This window comes from Polymorphobacter megasporae (assembly GCF_018982885.2).
GTDB classification, from domain to species: Bacteria; Pseudomonadota; Alphaproteobacteria; order Sphingomonadales; family Sphingomonadaceae; genus Polymorphobacter_B; species Polymorphobacter_B megasporae.
Window position 1 is genome coordinate 2,341,706 of sequence record NZ_CP081848.1, and the last position, 15,824, is coordinate 2,357,529.

Here is a 15,824-nt window from a genome sequence, read left to right on the forward strand (position 1 = left end):
CGGTCCAATCGTCGAGTAACTTGGCAGCGCATCGGAGTAACAGCGTTGCGGTCCGACGCTCAGTTTCCTCTGTGTTGCCGACGAGTATCTTCAGATCGCTTGTTCGAGTTCGTCGAGCAAAGCTTCGAAGCGACGCATCAGAGCACGATAAGGCGTGGGGGCCGCGAGATCTACGCCGGCGTCACGAACGAGGTTGTAGGCATAGTCCGAGCCGCCGGCTGCTAACAGCTCGAGGTATTGCGCGCGCACCCCATCGTGGCCAGCTAGGATTGCCTCCGCAAAATACGACGACGCGGCGATGGCAGTGGCATACTGAAACGAATAGTAACTGGTGTAGAATTGCGGAATAAATGACCACTCGATAGCATAGGCCGAATCGATGTTCATGGCCGGTGCGTGATATTGTTCTAGAAGTCTGAAGTAGGTCTCGGACATCGCCTTGCCGGACATTGGCGCACCAGCGGCCGCTTGAGTGTGGACGGCGTGTTCGAATTCACTAAGCATGGGTTCGCGAAAGATATTCAGACGAAGAAGTTCGAGAAGCTGACCGATATAAAACAGCTTCTCCTCTTTTCCGACGGCGGTGTCGATCAAGTGTTGAGCAAGCAGTTGCTCGTTGCAGGTCGACGCGATCTCCGCGACGAAGGTTTCATAATGCGCCGTCTCGAAGGGCTGCTTCGCATTTGCGAGCACGCTGTGCATCGCATGGCCCCATTCGTGTACGTAGCTGGTCAAACTTTGATAGTCGGCGTTGTAATTCAGCATAATGTACGGATGAACGTCATACGCGTCAGAGTTCATGAAGCTACCAGCGTATTTTCCAAGGCGCGGTTTCAAATCGACCCAATGCGCGCCGCTCGCAGCATCAAGCTTCGCGACATAGTCTGCGCCGAGAGGTCGGACGCTGTCGATCATCGCAGCGCGAGCGGCCGCGCTGGAGAACGTACGCGTGGTGCGACCGAGCGGCGCATAGATGTCATAATAATGGAGGTCTGGAAGGTTCAGCGCCCGCCGGCGCAGACGAAGATAGCGTTGCAGGAGCGGAATTCCGGCGCGCGCCTCTGCAATCATCGTTGTGAAAACCGCCCGCGGCGTCGCCGTAGCCGCAAGTGCGGCGTCGAGTGCACTGTCGTAGCGCCCGAGGCGGGCCAGCATGTTGTCGGCCGCCACCTGCGTCGCATAAATCGACCCCAAGGTGTTTTCGTAAGCGCCGTAGCTGCTCCAGAACGCGTCGAACACGCGCTTGCGATCGGTTCGGTCGGCGATGGCCCGTGCACGCGTGTAGCCCGCGTCGTCGAGGCGAACATCTTCCCCGATCGACAATCGGATCATCGGATGAGGCATGTCCGAGCCCAGCAGCTGATTATAGGTGGCTTGAGGACCATCGAACAGCTGACTGCCCGAGGCCAAAGCCGCAACCTCGCCCGCCGGCAGCGCGTGGGAGGCCAGTCTAAGCACGTCGTATAAACGGTGCCGGAAGGGCCCTAGCGCCGGGTCGGCAGCCAACCACGCGTCAATTTTCTCGCGCCCCAGCATTCGGATCGCCGGGTCCACCCACGCCGTCGATGCGACCAGCTCGCCAGCAAGAGTGTCGGCGCGCGTTCGCCGTGCTGGGCGGCAACATCGCGCAGATCGGCGTTGGCCGACAGCCGGGCGTACGTCGAGAGCCGCATCGACTGCCGGTGGCCTGCGAAATTGCCGTCAGCGCGTAGCCGAACAGGTGTGGGCTCCGGGCAAACCCGGTTTCGAAAGCGCCGAGCTTTGCCACCTGTGCCTCGGCAGCGTCCAGGGCTGCGGTCCAGGCACCATCGTTCTCGTACAGGTCGCGCAGGTCCCATTCCATCGGCAAGGCGTCCTCGGCGAAAGTCGGCTTCGTCACCAGCACCACAGCTGAAAACGACATTCCGGTCAGCACTTCACGCCGATTCATGCAGGCTCCTCAACGACGTGACCGCGGCGCGCCACCAACTCAATTTGAAAATCGAGCGGGCTAAGGTGAGGTGCAGCTGCGGTCTTGACCCCTATATTAGCTTGGCCTGCCACCGGTCTCGACGAGCCTCTTTGAAGCGCTAATCATCATTGTCATGATACAGGTCAACCTGCTCCTTCCGAACGGGCACGCGCCCATCCGTGGGCATCCCTAGGACGTTCCCGTGCCACATTCGTTTTCCGGCAGGTCGGATAGAGCAAGCGACACATACTCGGGCCGCCGATCGAGATAGGACGTCGCAGCATTGGTCGGATCGAAGCCATAGCTGACCAGCTCGACGATCCGTTTCTTGAAATAGTCGAGCAATGCACGGACACCCCGATCGATCTGATCGCTTCCGATCTGTCGACTGGCCAGCACCCACCCCTCGCGTTGGTAGCGGATCACGTCGTTTTTCGCGAGCGTCTGGCAATGCCGGTACACCGTTCCATAGCTCAAGCCCGACAGTCGGGCGATGGCGCGTGCCGTGATCGGCCGGCGAACTTCGTCCGGGGTGAAGTTGTTGGCGTATCGCTCGGTGAGCTCCGGATCGATGGTAATATGCCGGACATTGGCGACGATGATGATGATCCAGACGAGTTTACTCGTCCAATCGGGGACAGGCTCGGCCGCGTATTCGAACGGCACCAACCAAATATCGAGAGCCATAGCGATAATGCGCCATCTAAGATCGGGTGCGGGGATGCGGTCGGCGGACCGGAACGGCATGTCCCGGCCCAGGTCTTCGGTGAGGCGCACAACGCTGTCGTGGGCGAAAACCATCAGTTCGATAATCTGTTGCTCAATCCCGGGATTGATGGAGATAGCGACCCCTCTGTCCACCGATACGACCCAACCGAGATCGATCAGGCGCATCACGTGGCGGTGGATGGTCGCGTAAGGCTTGTGCAGGGATGCTGCGAGCGCGTTGATCGATGCGCACTGAACGATCTTCTGCGGACGGCGAAAGCATTCGCCGTCGATCCAGTCACCGCCACATCGGCGCAGCAGCAGGATCAGGACGACGGCAGACTCGAAATGTCCCGGCACCAGCTCGGCGGTCGCGATCGACGAACTCAGATGAAGCTCGTTGCCCAACCGGGAGAGTTTCCTGACGGCAATATCGTTCAAGACGGCTTCCAATTCGCCCGGCGCTCCAGATCACACGCGTTGTCTCCCATAGGCGATGGGCATCAATAACGAAACGGAGTGCGATCCAAAATGGATATGCTGCTTGTTGCGCACTGATTAATGATAAGTAAACCATCCCCAAGTTCAACGTAAAAGGGGATTTTTATGCGTAATTTACTTTTGGTATCGGTAGTCGGATGCATGCTCGCGAGCTCGGCTCAGGCTGCGATCACCTTCACCCTGAAAGATGTGATGTTTTCTGATTGGGCAACTGCCTCGGGAAGTTTCACGACGGACGACGCGGCTACGCGTGTCATTGATTACGATATCGCGACGTCATCGGGTTTCTTTTCGGCCGACCCCGAACTATATTTAGATAGAATGGACGCTCCTGCTTTCAATTATAATAAGGATACCGCGAGGGCGAAGCTCATTTCAGGCGACGGGTTTACCTCAATCTATTTCGTTGTACCCGACGAGTATGATCAAGGACGCGGTATTGGCCTCAATTTCGTCACCCCTTCGGTCGCCGGTGAAACGTCGATTTGGGGTTTGGAAGGCGTATTCATCTTTAATCGCGAGATCGAGGCTGGCGTAGTTTTTGCCAGCAAGGGCGTCGTCGTTCCGAACCCCGGCGATGGCGGTCCGACCGCAGGTGTGGTTCCGGAACCTTCGATGTGGGCGATGATGATCGGCGGCTTCGGTCTGGTCGGTTCGAAGATGCGTCGCCGCAAGGGTGCCGTTGCGACCGGCTTCAGCTTCGCCTGAAGTCTCCTTTTCTCGGGGCGACCCAAGGGCCGTCGACCAAGTTTCGACGGCCCGTTCTCCGTCACGCCCGCAGGTCATGCCGTCACCTCGACGTCGCTGCGGATCAGCGTATCTATCAGCGCGCATAATTCCTCGGGCGCGTCCTCGTGGAGGAATGCCCGGCGTCGGCGATGATTGAGTGGGCTTGGCCGCGCGCGCCGGGAATGCGGTCTATGAAGACCTTCTCGCCGCCGCGGGTGACCGCATCCTTATCACCGAACGCGGTCAGGACCGGTTTTTCTAAACGGCGGAGCACCTCCCACGCGGCAATGTTCTCGGCGACCGAGGCATGCTCGGGAGTTATTGGCACCAGGGTGGGAAGTTGTCGCGCGCCTTTTTTGAAGCGCTCATCGGGGAACGGCGCGTCGTACGCCGCGATCTCTTCCGGGGTCAGACTGCGCGTCACGCCGCTGTCGACGACAAGGTCGTAAAATGCATCGTTTCGTCGAACATCCCGGCACCGTGAGGCAGCAAGTCGATCGATACGCAGGCATGTAAGAAACGACGGGTAAAAACGAGATCCAGCCCCTCGTCGAGCGCCAACCATTCAGGTATAACGGTCCCCGCGCGGCATGGTCCGCCAACGTCGACACTGCCGCGGCGTGCACAGTCTGACTGATGCGATAGCCATAATATAATCGGCCATCTTCTTATGACTCATCGTCATCATCCTAGATTGTGGTTGCCGCAGCAGCGTCGATGTCCGTTGGCCACCGTAAAAATGACGGCGGCCAATTCGATTATTTTTCAGTCATCAAGGCCGCGATTCAGGTCCGCGACCATAGTCCGTCAGGCAGCTTCTGCGGCGTGGACGACGGGAAAGTCGATGTCGGTGTGGGCGACGTTGTTGACGTAGTTGGTCAGCACGTTGACCGCGACGCTCGCGACGATCTCGATGACCTGCGCTTCGGTGAAGCCGGCGAGACGCACGGCGGCAATGTCCGCGTCGCTGACGCGACCGCGCGCTTCGAGCACCTTGCTAGCGAACACGACAGCCGCGTCGGCCTTGGCGTCGCCCGAGTGGCCGGCCCGGTTCAGCGCGATCTCGACTTCGTCGATCTTGGCGAGGTTCAGCCCGAGATAGGTGTGCGCCGACAGGCAATAGTCGCAACCGTTGGCCTGAGCGACGGCAAGTGCGATGCGCTCGCGGGTCTTGGCATCGAGGGCGTGGCCGAGCGCACCGTTGAGGCTGAGATAGCCTTCGAGCGCGGCCGGGCTGGTGCCGATGAGGCGGAACATGTTGGGGACGACGCCGAGGGTCTTCTCGACGGCATCGAGCAGCGGCTGCGACTTGGCGGGAGCATCGGCGCGGGCAGGGATGGTCAGGCGTGACATGAGTTTTCTCCTTGGCAGCGTCGCCAAGTGCGGCCTGCCCACCTCAAATGCTCTATCGCGCGTCTGATGATAATCCGGTCTATGTGCACCTTACTCATGCGGAATTCGGGATAACGATGGACCAGCTCGACATGCTCCGGACGTTTGTCGCGGTTGCCGACGACGCCAGCTTCAGCGAAGCGGCACGACGTCTTCGCATCTCGCAGACGGCTGCGAGCCGGGCAATTTCCACGCTCGAGGAAGCCCTCGGGACGGCACTATTGAGCCGCACGACACGCTCGGTCAGGCTGACGGAATCAGGAGCGCTTTATCTGGAGCGTTGCCGCGCAATCTTGCTGGATCTCGACGAGGCGGCGCTCGCGCTGCGCGGCGGTTCCGCGACGCCGGGCGGGACGCTGGTGCTCACTGCGCCCGTGACCTTCGGGCGGCTTCACATCCTGCCGATCGTGACCGCGTTGCTGCGCGCGCATCCAACACTCAAGGTCGAACTGACGCTCATCGACCGACGGGTGCGACTGGTCGACGAGGGGATCGATGTTGCCGTCAGGGTCGGCGACCTTTCCGACTCAGCGCTCCATGCGCTCAAAGTCGCCGATGTGCGGCGAGTATTGGTCGTCAGCCCGGCCTATCTTGCCGCGCACGGCACGCCGGACAGCGTCACGGCACTCCACGATCATGCGCTGATCGCCTTCACCGAACTCGACCGCGGCCAGGAATGGCGGTTCGGACAGGCGGGCAAGCCCGCGATTCGGATCGAGCCGCGGCTGAGCGTGAACACCGCCGATGCAGCGATCGCCGCCGCAGTCGACGGTACCGGAATCGCGCGCGTGTTCTCGTATCAGGCTACGGCTGCGATTGCCTCGGGACGCCTGGTCACGCTGCTTGATAGCGCCGCGCCGCCAGCAGTGCCGGTCCATCTTGTCTACCAGGCGAACCGCCGAGCCTCGGTAAATGTCCGCGCCTTTATCGATACTGCACGAACGCGCCTGGCGCACTTCGACGACGGCTTCGGTGAGCAACGACCGGTCCGTGCCGTGCCTTGAAAGGCGGTGGCGATCATCAAGACCGACGCTGTTTGGACGCGCGCTCGACCGCCGTAATAGTCGATCGGCGAGTGCAACGTCCAGTTCAACCAAGTCATTACAGTCCAAAAGGCAGCGACTGCGACGGTCGCAGTACGCTGGTCTTGAGGTCCTCGGGCATGACGATCCACGGCGGTAGTCCGACGCGCGGCCGCACGTTGCGAATCTGGGCGTGCCGTTGGCATTGCTGCGTGTGCTGGGTTTGGTCTACCGCTTCGCCAAAGAGGTAGCCGATGTCGGTTTTACGTGGGACCGCCGATACGTGGTCGACGGCGGCAAGTTCGCTCGCCGCTTCGGTTTCGCCGTGACTCCGTTCGAGATCGGGGTGCCACGACCGTTCGTGCGTTTGTGGAGGCTCGATGACAAGGCGGCGGCCGGAAGCGACAGGACGAGTCAGGACTATGCCGAACTGGAAAATGGCGAGCGCAGGCATCGCGCTGTGCGCCGCGGCGGCGGGCGCGACGCCAGCGACTGTACCAACGGACTCGCCGGTACAGACGCTGGCGCGATCACCGATCGACCCTCCGGCAGACCGTATGTTCCGCGGCGCAATCGGGCTGGACGTCGATGCACGTGACGTGGCGCACCGGGTGTTCGTTATCCACGAGGGTGTGCCGGTGCAGTGCGCCGGCGCGATGACGCTGCTCTACCCGCGCTGGGAGGCGGCAAGCCACGGCCCGAGCCTCACCGTCACCGAGCTCGCCGGGCTGGAAGTGTCGGTGAACGGGCGACCGCTCGCTTGGCATCGGGACGAGGTCGAGCCGCACGCCTTTCACCTCAACATTCCTGCGGGTGTACGGACGATCGACGTGCGCTTTGAAATCGTCGCGGACGCCGATCGCCTGTCTGCCGATGTCGTCGCGGTGTCGTGGCAGCACCTGCTGCTGTACCCGGCTGGATGGTACGCGCGAAACATCATGGTCGCGCCGTCGGTGACGTTGCCGACTGGTCTCAAGGCATTCACATCGCTCGAAACTGTTTGTGCGGAGGGAGACAGTCTCCACTTCACGCCAGTCTCGTTGGAGCAATTGCTCGATGCACCGGTGCTGGCGGGAGTTCATGCGGAACAGGTACCGCTCGGGCAAAACGGCCCTGGTGCAGTAAGCTTTGACCTGGTCGCGCCATGGGTCGGCGATCTCGCGATCCCGTCCGAGCGCGTCGACGATCTGCGTCGCATGGTAACGCAGGCGCGCGCGATGTTTGGCGCGCCGCCGTTCGACCGATACGAGGTGCTGGCACGAATGAGCGACGACGGCTCGTCCGGCGGAACCGAGCATCGTGCCTCGGCCGAGATCAATATGGCGTCGGCCTATTTCAGCGACTGGGCCGGGCAGCTCAACAATCGCGACATCGTCGTGCACGAGTTCGTCCACGCGTGGAACGGACTCTACCGTGTCCCCGCCGATTTGTGGGCGCCGACGCCCAACGTTCCACAAGGCAGTAGCCTGCTGTGGGTATACGAAGGCCAGACCGAATTCTGGGGGCGCGTGCTCGCCGCGCGCGCCGGTCTGCGAAGCCGCGAGGAGACCCTCGACAAGCTTGCGCTCGACGCGGCCGAGGTCGCCAACCGCCCGGGACGCGCATGGCGGCCCTTGTCGGACGACGTGAACTACCCATCGTTCATGCTCCGGCAGCCGGTTCCGTGGCGCGATTGGCAGCGGCGCAAGGATTATTACCTCGAAGGCGTCCTGCTGTGGCTCGACGTCGAAGCCATGCTGCGCGCGCAGACCGGCGGGCGTCGCGGCATCGATGACTTCGCGCACGACTTCTTCGCCGGTGCCGCATCGGGAATGCCCGCCCGTACCTACACCGTTGGCGATGTCAGCGCCGCCTTGAATCGGGTCGCACCGTTCGATTGGGGCGGGTTCCTGCATCGCTGGGTCGACGGGCATGCCGAGGTGAACACATCCGAAGGACTGGATCGGCTTGGGTGGCGTGTCACCTATACCGCCCAGCCGACGCTGACATTCCAGCAAAACGAGCTGGAGCTCGGCGGGTCGGATCTGTCCTATTCGGTCGGACTGATGGTCGCGGACGATGGCAGGGTCCGCGCGGTTGCGTGGGACGGGCCGGCATTTCGGGTAGGCATGGCTCCGGGGGTTCGGATCAAAGCGATCGGGGGGGCTCCATTCACGCGCGGCGCGCTCGACGACGCGGTCCGGAACACGCTGACGACGGTGCTGGTACTGACTTGGGAGCAGGATGGACGCCTCGTGACGCGGACGATCGATTATCGCGCCGGGCTGCGATACCCGCGCCTGGAACGAATTCCCGAACGTCCGGATGGACTCGCGACGCTTCTGAAGCCGCGGTGAAGGCCGAGCGCGCTGGCGTGAGCTCCGCGCGCTCAGCCTCAGCGCGACCGATCTGGAAGGTCTGCTTAGCGCTGTCTTACATCCCGGGCCCTGCGCTAGCGTCGGTTCGTGTCGGGTCACAGGCGGAGACACCCCCGTGGCAACGCCGTAATTCTGTAGGGGCTCGATCCAGCGGAATCGGCGATGCCGGAGGGGAGCCGTGCCGTGGCAACCGTGAAGACGGTGCCGCCAGATTTGCCGCGGGGCAGGCACCGATCGTTCAAGCGGGTCCGGGAAGCGGTCGGTCACGACACGGCCCGTCAGGTCACGGCAGCGGTGGCCGCTTTCCGGCCCAGGGAGCTGCGCGCTCGATCTGTCCGGCGAGGCGAAATAGCAGCGCCTCGTCCCCATACCGTGCCGTCGCCATGACCCCGATCGGCAACCCGCTCCGGCTCATGCCCAGCGGCAGCGACATCGCTGGCTGGCCGGTCTGGTTCGCCAGCGCAGTGAACGGGCTATAGCCGAGCAACGTGCGCGTCCATTCGGCCAGATCGGGCGGCGACAAGTCGATGCGGCCGAGTTCGATCGGCGGCTGCGCGAACACCGGCGACAGGATGATGTCGTAGGTGGTCTGGAATTCGGCCATGACGATCGCGGCACGCTGATAGGCTTCGTTTGCCGCAATCAGCTGAAGGGCAGTGGTCTGCTTGCCGATGTGCACCCACATTTGCGGGATCGTCTCGATGTCATCGCCCGCATCATCGCGTCCCAACGCGTGCAGGCGGGCGGCAATGTCGGCAGCGGTGCATGCACCAACGACTGCGGTCATCGCGGCGCCGAGCTCGTCATTCGACAGCGTCGGCGCGGCCTCCTCGACCTGATGGCCGAGGCTTTCGAGCAGCTTTGCCGCATCGAGCGTTGCCGCGAGAACGTCCGGATCGACCGGGCTGCCCGACAGCGGCTCGAGCATCAGTGCGATGCGCAATCGGCCGGGCTCACGCGTGACATTGTTGAGGAAGCTGCCCTCGGGTTCCGGGGCGGTATAACGGCTGCCAGCCTCCATGCCGTGGACGGCGTCGAGTAATGCCGCGCTGTCGCGAACGGTACGGCTGACCGCGTGGTTGACCGTCATGCCGAGCCAGCTTTCGGTAAGGCGCGGACCGACGGGCACGCGGCCGCGTGACGGCTTCAACCCGAACACACCGCATGCCGATGCGGGGCAGCGGATCGAACCCCCACCATCCGACGCATGCGCAATCGGGACCACCCCCGCCGCGACTGCCACCGCCGCGCCGCCGCTCGAGCCGCCGGCGCTGTGGGCATGATTCCAGGGATTGCGCGTCAGCCCTGTAGCCCTGGACTCGGTGGTCACGGTCAAGCCGAGCTCGGGCGTAGTGGTCTTGCCGAACGTGTTCAGGCCCGCCGCGACGAAGCGCTCGTACAAGGTCGACGAATAAGTCGGCCGATAGTCGCTCCACAGCCGGCTGCCCTCGCCCGAGCGTTCGCCTGCGATATGCATATGCAGGTCCTTGACGAGGAACGGCACGCCGGCGAACGGGCCGCTGAACGATCCGGTAGCGGCGTGCCGCGCCCGATCGAACAACGGCTGCGCAATGAAGTTGAGCGCCGGATTGGTCGCCTCGGCCCGCGCGATGACCGCTTCGAGGAGCTCAGCGGGGCTGGTTTTGCCGTTAGCGATGAGCTCGGCCTGACCCAGCGCATCATGGCTCAACAGGTCGTTCATGATCGGTCCCCAGAACTCTAATTGAAGTGGCTTTGCGCCTGTTGACTTCCGGTAGCGCGATCGATCCGCCGGAGCTAGTGGATTGAACGAGACGGACGAGTCCTGTTGGGGATTCCCGGCGCCGGTCGGACGTGCGACGTTGTTGGATGCGCACTGGTATCAGGATCGAGGTCACGGCCTCAGACAGGGCTCGGCTTGAAGCGATTGTCTCGGCGCGGGGTTCGCCGCAGAAGCATGTCTGGCGTGCACGGATCATTCTGCTCACGGATCAAGGGCTGGGAACGCTCGCGATCATGGCGGCGGCCGGCAAGTCGAAGACCTGCGTGTGGCGCTGGCAGGAACGCTTCATGGCCCAAGGTGTCGATGGTTTGCTGCGCGACAAGACCCGCCCGCCGGGCATCGCTCCGCTCGAGGCGGGGCTCGTCGACAGGATCGTGGCCCTGACCCTTGAACGCCCCGACCATGAAGCGACGCACTGGACGGTCCGTGCGATGGCCAAGGCGGTCGGCATCGCTGCGTCCTCGGTTGTGAAGATCTGGCACGACCATGGCCTGGCACCGCACCGCTGGCGGAGCTTCAAGCTGTCCAACGACAAGGCGTTTGCCGAGAAGCTGCACGACGTGGTCGGCCTCTATGTCTCGCCGCCGGCACACGCGATCGTGCTGTCGGTGGACGAGAAGAGCCAGATCCAGGCGCTCGACCGTACCCAGCCGGGGCTGCCGCTCAAGCGCGGCCGCGGTGCGACCATGACCCACGACTACAAGCGCAACGGGACGACGACCTTGTTCGCGGCGCTGAACGTGCTCGACGGCTCGGTGATCGGGCGCAACATGCAGCGCCATCGGCACCAGGAGTTCATCCGCTTCCTGAACGCCGTCGAGGCCGAGTTGCCCGCCGACAAGGCCGTCCACGTCATCCTCGACAATTACGCCACACACAAACAGCCCAAGGTCCGCGCCTGGCTCGGCCGGCATCCGCGCTGGACGTTCCACTTCGTGCCGACGTCGTGTTCGTGGCTCAACGCCGTAGAGGGCTTCTTTGCCAAGCTGACCCGCCGGCGCCTGAAGAATGGCGTCTTCTGCTCCGTCGTCGACCTCCAGGCCGCCATCAACCGCTTCATCAAGGAGCACAATCAGGAACCGCGTCCCTTCGTCTGGCGCGCCGATCCAAACGAAATCATCGCCGCCGTCAGACGCGGGCACCAAACGTTAGAATCAGTCCACTAGCTGCTCGCTTGCCGTGGGTGATGGGTTACACGTCGCCTCTGTTGATGAATATCCGCTCAGAAATAGCACCATGCGAATGACGGCTGCTCGTGATCTGTGCTTAGACGAATCTGCCGGTCAAAAACCGCTCGAGCGCACGGGAAGAGCGGCTTGGCTGCATCCAAAAGCCGACCCCCGAAAGAAAAGGAGTTAACGCGGATCTTTCCGCGAGCATGTGCCGCAATCTTAATCTGTTACACATACACGTGCTATTGAGTTGAGGGTGTTGCGTAAAGTTGTTGGTAAGTATGATCACTATTGAACCTACCGGACGGCATGCTTCCCAGTCTGATGGCAAGATGTGAGCGTGAGCATATTTGGCTCACTCAGAGTGCGCATCTACGGTGTTGCTGCTTTAGCAGCTTGCACGGCGCTGTTCTTCGGTGTGACTCTCCTGCAAAGCAGTTCGCGATCTCAGGATGCCTTCGACTGGGTCGGGCACACTCAAGAGGTTATCACGAGCCTCGACGGCATCGAACTGCGGCTAAGCAAGGCGGAGTCAGGTCTGCGCGGATTTTTGTTGACCCGCGACCCAGGTTATCTCGCGGGTTTTGATGTCGAATTAGCAGACGTGAGCGCATCGACTGCCGCGCTGATCTCCCTCGTCCGCGACAATTCGGTTCAGGAGGAACGCGCGATCCAACTCGCGCGTGCCGCCGGCGAGAAGGTCGACCTCATGGGGCGCGCGGCGCAACGGACGCGGGCAAATCCGCTGGGCACGAATACTGACGTCGGCGCCCGCCTCCGTGCCAAAGCGTTGATGTCGACAATCGTCCAGCAGATTGCGGCGATGCGGAACGAAGAACGCCGACTTCTCGCTGTTCGAACGTACAATGCCAGGAACGAAGTTCAACAGGCGAGGGCGCTGCTCGTCTATGGCTTCCCAGTTCTGGTGCTGCTGATCGGCGGCGTCGCATGGCTCATCCGCACCGGGATATCACGGCCGCTGGCAAACCTGCTCGACGTGGTGACGCGCTTTGGCGCGGGCGACCGGAGTGCTCGCGCGTCCACGATCGTCCGAAGTGTCGAGTTTAGGCGGTTAGCCTCGGCCTACAACGACATGGCGGCTCGGCTGGTGAATGCAATCGACACGCAGGAAGCGCGTCAGCAATCCGTCGAGATGCTGAGCGAAATGGCACAGAGGCTTCAAGCAATCCAGGCTGACGGTGAACTTTCCGTGGTCCTCGGCACGTTTATGCCGCGATTGCTGCCCGGCGTTGCTGGGGCTCTCTATGTGCACAACCACTCACGCAATATGCTTTTTCGAATATCGAGTTGGGGCGATCTGCAATCCTCGCCGGAGATGTTCCCTCCGGGCGATTGCTGGGGGCTGCGGCGTGGAAAGACGCACCTGATCGAGGATCCGGGCGCAGACATCGTCTGCGCTCACGTGGCAGATTGTGCGGCCGAGCGCCGTTGCGAGCCAATTCTCGCAGGCGGCGAGGTGTTGGGGCTGATTTATATCGAGGGGCGGATCGAAGGCGAGCAACGCTTCCGTCTGGATGCGCTTATGGAAAGTGTCGCGCTGGCGCTGGTCAACGACAATTTGCGCTCACGCTTGCGCGAGCAATCGATCCGCGATCCGCTGACCAAGCTGTTCAATCGGCGCTACATGGAAGAAGCCTTGGCGCTTGAATCGGGCCGCGCGGAGCGAAACGGCGCGCCGCTGTCGATCGTCATGTGCGACGTCGATCATTTCAAACGGTTCAACGACGGTTATGGCCATGAGGCCGGAGATATCCTGCTGGCCGCAGTTGCTGGCCTTATCCAGTCGCACTTTCGGACGGGTGACATCGTCTGCCGTTACGGCGGAGAGGAGTTCACCGTAATTGCCCCGGGCGCGTCTTCCACGCTCGTCCAGGAACGTGTGGAGGCGCTCCGCATGGCCGTCCGCGAGCTGACGGTCCTTCATCAGGGCTCCAAGCTTGGCCCGGTGACAATGTCGTTTGGCATCGACACGTGGTCGGCGGGCGGAGACAGGCCGATGAGCACGTTGGTGCTGGAGGCCGATCGCGCTCTGTTCAAAGCCAAGCGGCTCGGTCGCGATCGAATGGAAATCGCATCATCCGTGACCGAAAGTGGTCGAACCGAGTTGGCATCGCCGCAGATCGTCCGGTTGCAGGCTTCGGGTTGACCCGTCGCCTTACCGAAGACCCATCTTTGGGCTGCCACGAAGCCGTCCGAGTAGCCGTTTGATTGAGCGCCAGACCTACTTCTCGATTGGGGCGTACATCTCGTCTTCGATAAGTGTAGGCGGCAGGATGCCAGCTGCCATTATACGGGCGAAAACGTCCTTCAGCACGAACGGCTTACCCTCCACCTCGACCTCATGCGAGGCGCGCGCCAAGAGATGATCCAGCTGGATCTTGCCGATGACGTAGCTCGGGCCGTAGCCGGGCTGGCGCAGGTAGAGGAGCTGCTCGAAACCGACGAGCTTGCTCTGCGGGTTCGACCAATGGCGCGGTGTCCACTCGGCGTGGAAGCGCCCGGCGCCGGCAAGGTCGATCTCATTGGCCTGCACATGCAGCGAGGCGAGTCCGCGCGCGGCGCGATTGGCGAGCATGATCCAGACGAGTTCGCGGCCGTGCGGGATGTCGTCGTACAGCCCCGCCTGCATGACGATCTCCTCCATCGCGGTCGCAAAGCCTTCGGAGCGATCAGAGAAGATATTGAACAGCGGCGGCGTCTGTCGGATCGTCCTCGCGCGCGGCTCGAAGCGCAGGCGGGCCAGCTCAATCCAGTGCGTCGAATGTGACAGCAGCGGCAACGGATCGAGCGCGGTGACATTGGCGAAGAAGTTGCGGTCGGGGCCGGGGGCAGCATAGCTACTCGTCTGCGCTGCCATCGCCTTGCGGAAATACGGCTGGTCCGGGACGAGGCCGGTCGCGACGAGAAAGTCGTTGAATTTAGCGGTCTTGGCCTCGGCCATCTGACGATAGGCTGCCGCGTCGTCGATCGGTGTGATCGGCGACAGATTGCGGTTACGCACCTCCTCGAGCCGCAGCGACGTCAGCGCGCGATCGAGTTCACGCTGGAGGAGCGTCACCTGCTGGTCCCAGGTGTAGGGCGATAGATCGACGTGCGCGACGTACCAGTCGTAGTTCGCCTTGCCGACGCCCGAGGGGCCAGTCTTCTTCGGGGCCTCGGCGGCGATCCAGTCGGCGAAGCTGTCGGTGGCCGCCTTCGCGTCGCGCACCGCCTTGCGCAGTGCCGGGCTGGCACCGGCGAGCGACGCGGCTTGCTCGCCCGAAAAGGTCCGCATCTTGAGATCGCCGCGATCGAGCGCGGCGAGCACCTCGCTCTGCTCGCGAAAGGCGCGATCGCCGTAGCGCCACAGATCGGCGGCGTTGCTGACAGCGAGGTTGACGCGCGCGGCCGTCAGCGTCGCCGCCACGCCGCCGAGCAGTTCGGTCAGCTTGCGATCGTCCGCGCGCGACAGCGGATAAGTGAACTTGAACAGGTCGATCGCCGGGCTGGCTGACGGCCCTTCGTGCGCGGGAACGTCGCTCTCCTCACCGAACACGGTCTGGTAGAAGCCGGGATCGCGCGCCCATGGCTGCAGCACACGCAAATAGAAATTGAAGCCGTTCATCTCGGCCTCGATCAACCGCCAATCATTGGTGTCGGCGGCAGGCCAGCCGGTGGTCGCGATCGCGTTGAGGCGAGCGCGGAACCGGGGCAGGTCTGCAGCCTTCCGCGCCATCGCCGAAGCACTGTAAGCGGGGACGCCGGCGCGAATGTCGGGTTGGACGAAGGCGCGCCAGTCGGCGAAGAGCGTGATAAGGGCGGCGTGCCCAGCGTCCGCTTGGGCGGCAACAGGGGATTGCGTGGGAGCTGCTTGCGAGCAGGTTGCCGACGCGAGTGCGGTGACCGTCATCGCCCAGATCAGCTGTCGCATATCTCGCCTCGTGCCTTGCCCCGTCGAGGCATGCCCGAGATTTCCGAGAAGCAAAAGCGAGGGATAAACGAGCGACCGAAGCCGGGTTGCGGGAAGGCCAATCTGAGCGTCGTGCCGACGGCGGCCTTGAGCCATGGCCGCGCCGCGGTGGCGTCGCCACGCAGCGCGTTAGCGGGAACGTGCACCATGTTCCCCACGACTGCGGCGCCGCTTGGCTTCCATCATGGTGATCGGCTCGTGCTCTTTACCGGGCGCTAGGGCGTTAAGTTGACAGAGTTGACGTTTCTGTCGTTGCGAAC

General features: G+C 62.7%; 13 protein-coding genes. 5 read left to right on the forward strand and 8 right to left on the reverse strand.

Annotated elements, in window-relative coordinates; all coding sequences use genetic code 11:
• Positions 1-90: 90 nt before the first annotated feature.
• The 3 genes from KTC28_RS11065 to KTC28_RS11075 form a co-directional block, all read right to left on the reverse strand.
• On the reverse strand, positions 91-1,536 hold the full coding sequence (locus KTC28_RS11065; RefSeq protein WP_216710353.1) for a M3 family oligoendopeptidase: 1,446 nt from the start codon (positions 1,534-1,536) through the stop codon (positions 91-93).
• Positions 1,514-1,930, reverse strand: a complete 417-nt coding sequence (locus KTC28_RS11070) for a hypothetical protein (protein WP_216710352.1) — start codon at positions 1,928-1,930, stop codon at positions 1,514-1,516. Before KTC28_RS11070 ends, KTC28_RS11065 begins: the two co-directional genes overlap by 23 nt.
• A 210-nt stretch (positions 1,931-2,140) precedes the next feature.
• Entirely contained in the window at positions 2,141-3,100 is a 960-nt protein-coding gene (locus KTC28_RS11075; protein WP_216710351.1) for a winged helix-turn-helix domain-containing protein, read from the reverse strand.
• Between the two features lie 165 nt (positions 3,101-3,265).
• Here KTC28_RS11075 and KTC28_RS11080 point away from each other — a divergent pair, with 165 nt between their 5' ends.
• On the forward strand, positions 3,266-3,868 hold the full coding sequence (locus tag KTC28_RS11080) for a PEPxxWA-CTERM sorting domain-containing protein (protein WP_216710350.1): 603 nt from the start codon (positions 3,266-3,268) through the stop codon (positions 3,866-3,868).
• Between the two features lie 115 nt (positions 3,869-3,983).
• Here KTC28_RS11080 and KTC28_RS11085 read toward each other — a convergent pair whose 3' ends face one another.
• On the reverse strand, positions 3,984-4,313 hold the full coding sequence (locus KTC28_RS11085; protein WP_255601941.1) for an alpha/beta hydrolase family protein: 330 nt from the start codon (positions 4,311-4,313) through the stop codon (positions 3,984-3,986).
• Between the two features lie 383 nt (positions 4,314-4,696).
• Complete coding sequence (locus tag KTC28_RS11090) at positions 4,697-5,242, reverse strand: carboxymuconolactone decarboxylase family protein (RefSeq protein WP_216710349.1); 546 nt, start codon at positions 5,240-5,242, stop codon at positions 4,697-4,699.
• A 116-nt stretch (positions 5,243-5,358) separates the two neighbouring features.
• Between KTC28_RS11090 and KTC28_RS11095 the strand changes: the two genes are divergently transcribed.
• Positions 5,359-6,285 carry a LysR family transcriptional regulator gene (locus tag KTC28_RS11095; protein WP_216710348.1) on the forward strand — a complete coding sequence of 309 codons (927 nt, stop codon included), beginning with the start codon at positions 5,359-5,361 and terminating at the stop codon, positions 6,283-6,285.
• Between the two features lie 97 nt (positions 6,286-6,382).
• Here the strand turns inward: KTC28_RS11095 and KTC28_RS11100 are convergent, their stop codons facing one another.
• The gene (locus KTC28_RS11100; protein WP_216710347.1) at positions 6,383-6,757 is read right to left on the reverse strand and encodes a hypothetical protein; all 375 of its coding nucleotides are present in this window, start codon (positions 6,755-6,757) and stop codon (positions 6,383-6,385) included.
• Here KTC28_RS11100 and KTC28_RS11105 point away from each other — a divergent pair.
• Positions 6,726-8,639 (forward strand): M61 family metallopeptidase, encoded by a 1,914-nt coding sequence (locus KTC28_RS11105; RefSeq protein WP_216710346.1) that lies wholly within the window; start codon positions 6,726-6,728, stop codon positions 8,637-8,639. The two genes, KTC28_RS11100 and KTC28_RS11105, sit on opposite strands and share 32 nt — an antisense overlap.
• A 304-nt stretch (positions 8,640-8,943) precedes the next feature.
• On the opposite strand, the gene KTC28_RS11110 is transcribed toward KTC28_RS11105, so the two are convergent.
• On the reverse strand, positions 8,944-10,362 hold the full coding sequence (locus KTC28_RS11110; protein ID WP_216710345.1) for an amidase: 1,419 nt from the start codon (positions 10,360-10,362) through the stop codon (positions 8,944-8,946).
• Between the two features lie 146 nt (positions 10,363-10,508).
• On the opposite strand from KTC28_RS11110, the gene KTC28_RS11115 reads away from it, so the two are divergent.
• The gene (locus KTC28_RS11115) at positions 10,509-11,588 is read left to right on the forward strand and encodes an IS630 family transposase (protein ID WP_216711703.1); all 1,080 of its coding nucleotides are present in this window, start codon (positions 10,509-10,511) and stop codon (positions 11,586-11,588) included.
• A gap of 370 nt (positions 11,589-11,958) precedes the next feature.
• Positions 11,959-13,761 carry a sensor domain-containing diguanylate cyclase gene (locus KTC28_RS11120; RefSeq protein ID WP_223132242.1) on the forward strand — a complete coding sequence of 601 codons (1,803 nt, stop codon included), beginning with the start codon at positions 11,959-11,961 and terminating at the stop codon, positions 13,759-13,761.
• A 75-nt stretch (positions 13,762-13,836) separates the two neighbouring features.
• Here KTC28_RS11120 and KTC28_RS11125 read toward each other — a convergent pair whose 3' ends face one another.
• Positions 13,837-15,525, reverse strand: a complete 1,689-nt coding sequence (locus KTC28_RS11125; protein WP_216711593.1) for a DUF885 domain-containing protein — start codon at positions 15,523-15,525, stop codon at positions 13,837-13,839.
• Positions 15,526-15,824 lie beyond the last annotated feature (299 nt).

What these genes read in the sequence shown, in the direction of transcription:
- KTC28_RS11105 (WP_216710346.1), top strand. Translation starts at nt 6,726, where the DNA reads ATGCCGAACTGGAAAATGGCGAGCGCAGGCATCGCGCTGTGCGCCGCG.
- KTC28_RS11095 (WP_216710348.1), top strand. Translation starts at nt 5,359, where the DNA reads ATGGACCAGCTCGACATGCTCCGGACGTTTGTCGCGGTTGCCGACGAC.
- KTC28_RS11115 (WP_216711703.1), top strand. Translation starts at nt 10,509, where the DNA reads ATGCGCACTGGTATCAGGATCGAGGTCACGGCCTCAGACAGGGCTCGG.
- KTC28_RS11080 (WP_216710350.1), top strand. Translation starts at nt 3,266, where the DNA reads ATGCGTAATTTACTTTTGGTATCGGTAGTCGGATGCATGCTCGCGAGC.
- KTC28_RS11070 (WP_216710352.1), bottom strand. Translation starts at nt 1,930, where the DNA reads ATGAATCGGCGTGAAGTGCTGACCGGAATGTCGTTTTCAGCTGTGGTG.
- KTC28_RS11110 (WP_216710345.1), bottom strand. Translation starts at nt 10,362, where the DNA reads ATGAACGACCTGTTGAGCCATGATGCGCTGGGTCAGGCCGAGCTCATC.
- KTC28_RS11090 (WP_216710349.1), bottom strand. Translation starts at nt 5,242, where the DNA reads ATGTCACGCCTGACCATCCCTGCCCGCGCCGATGCTCCCGCCAAGTCG.
- KTC28_RS11100 (WP_216710347.1), bottom strand. Translation starts at nt 6,757, where the DNA reads ATGCCTGCGCTCGCCATTTTCCAGTTCGGCATAGTCCTGACTCGTCCT.
- KTC28_RS11065 (WP_216710353.1), bottom strand. Translation starts at nt 1,536, where the DNA reads ATGCTGGGGCGCGAGAAAATTGACGCGTGGTTGGCTGCCGACCCGGCG.
- KTC28_RS11125 (WP_216711593.1), bottom strand. Translation starts at nt 15,525, where the DNA reads ATGCGACAGCTGATCTGGGCGATGACGGTCACCGCACTCGCGTCGGCA.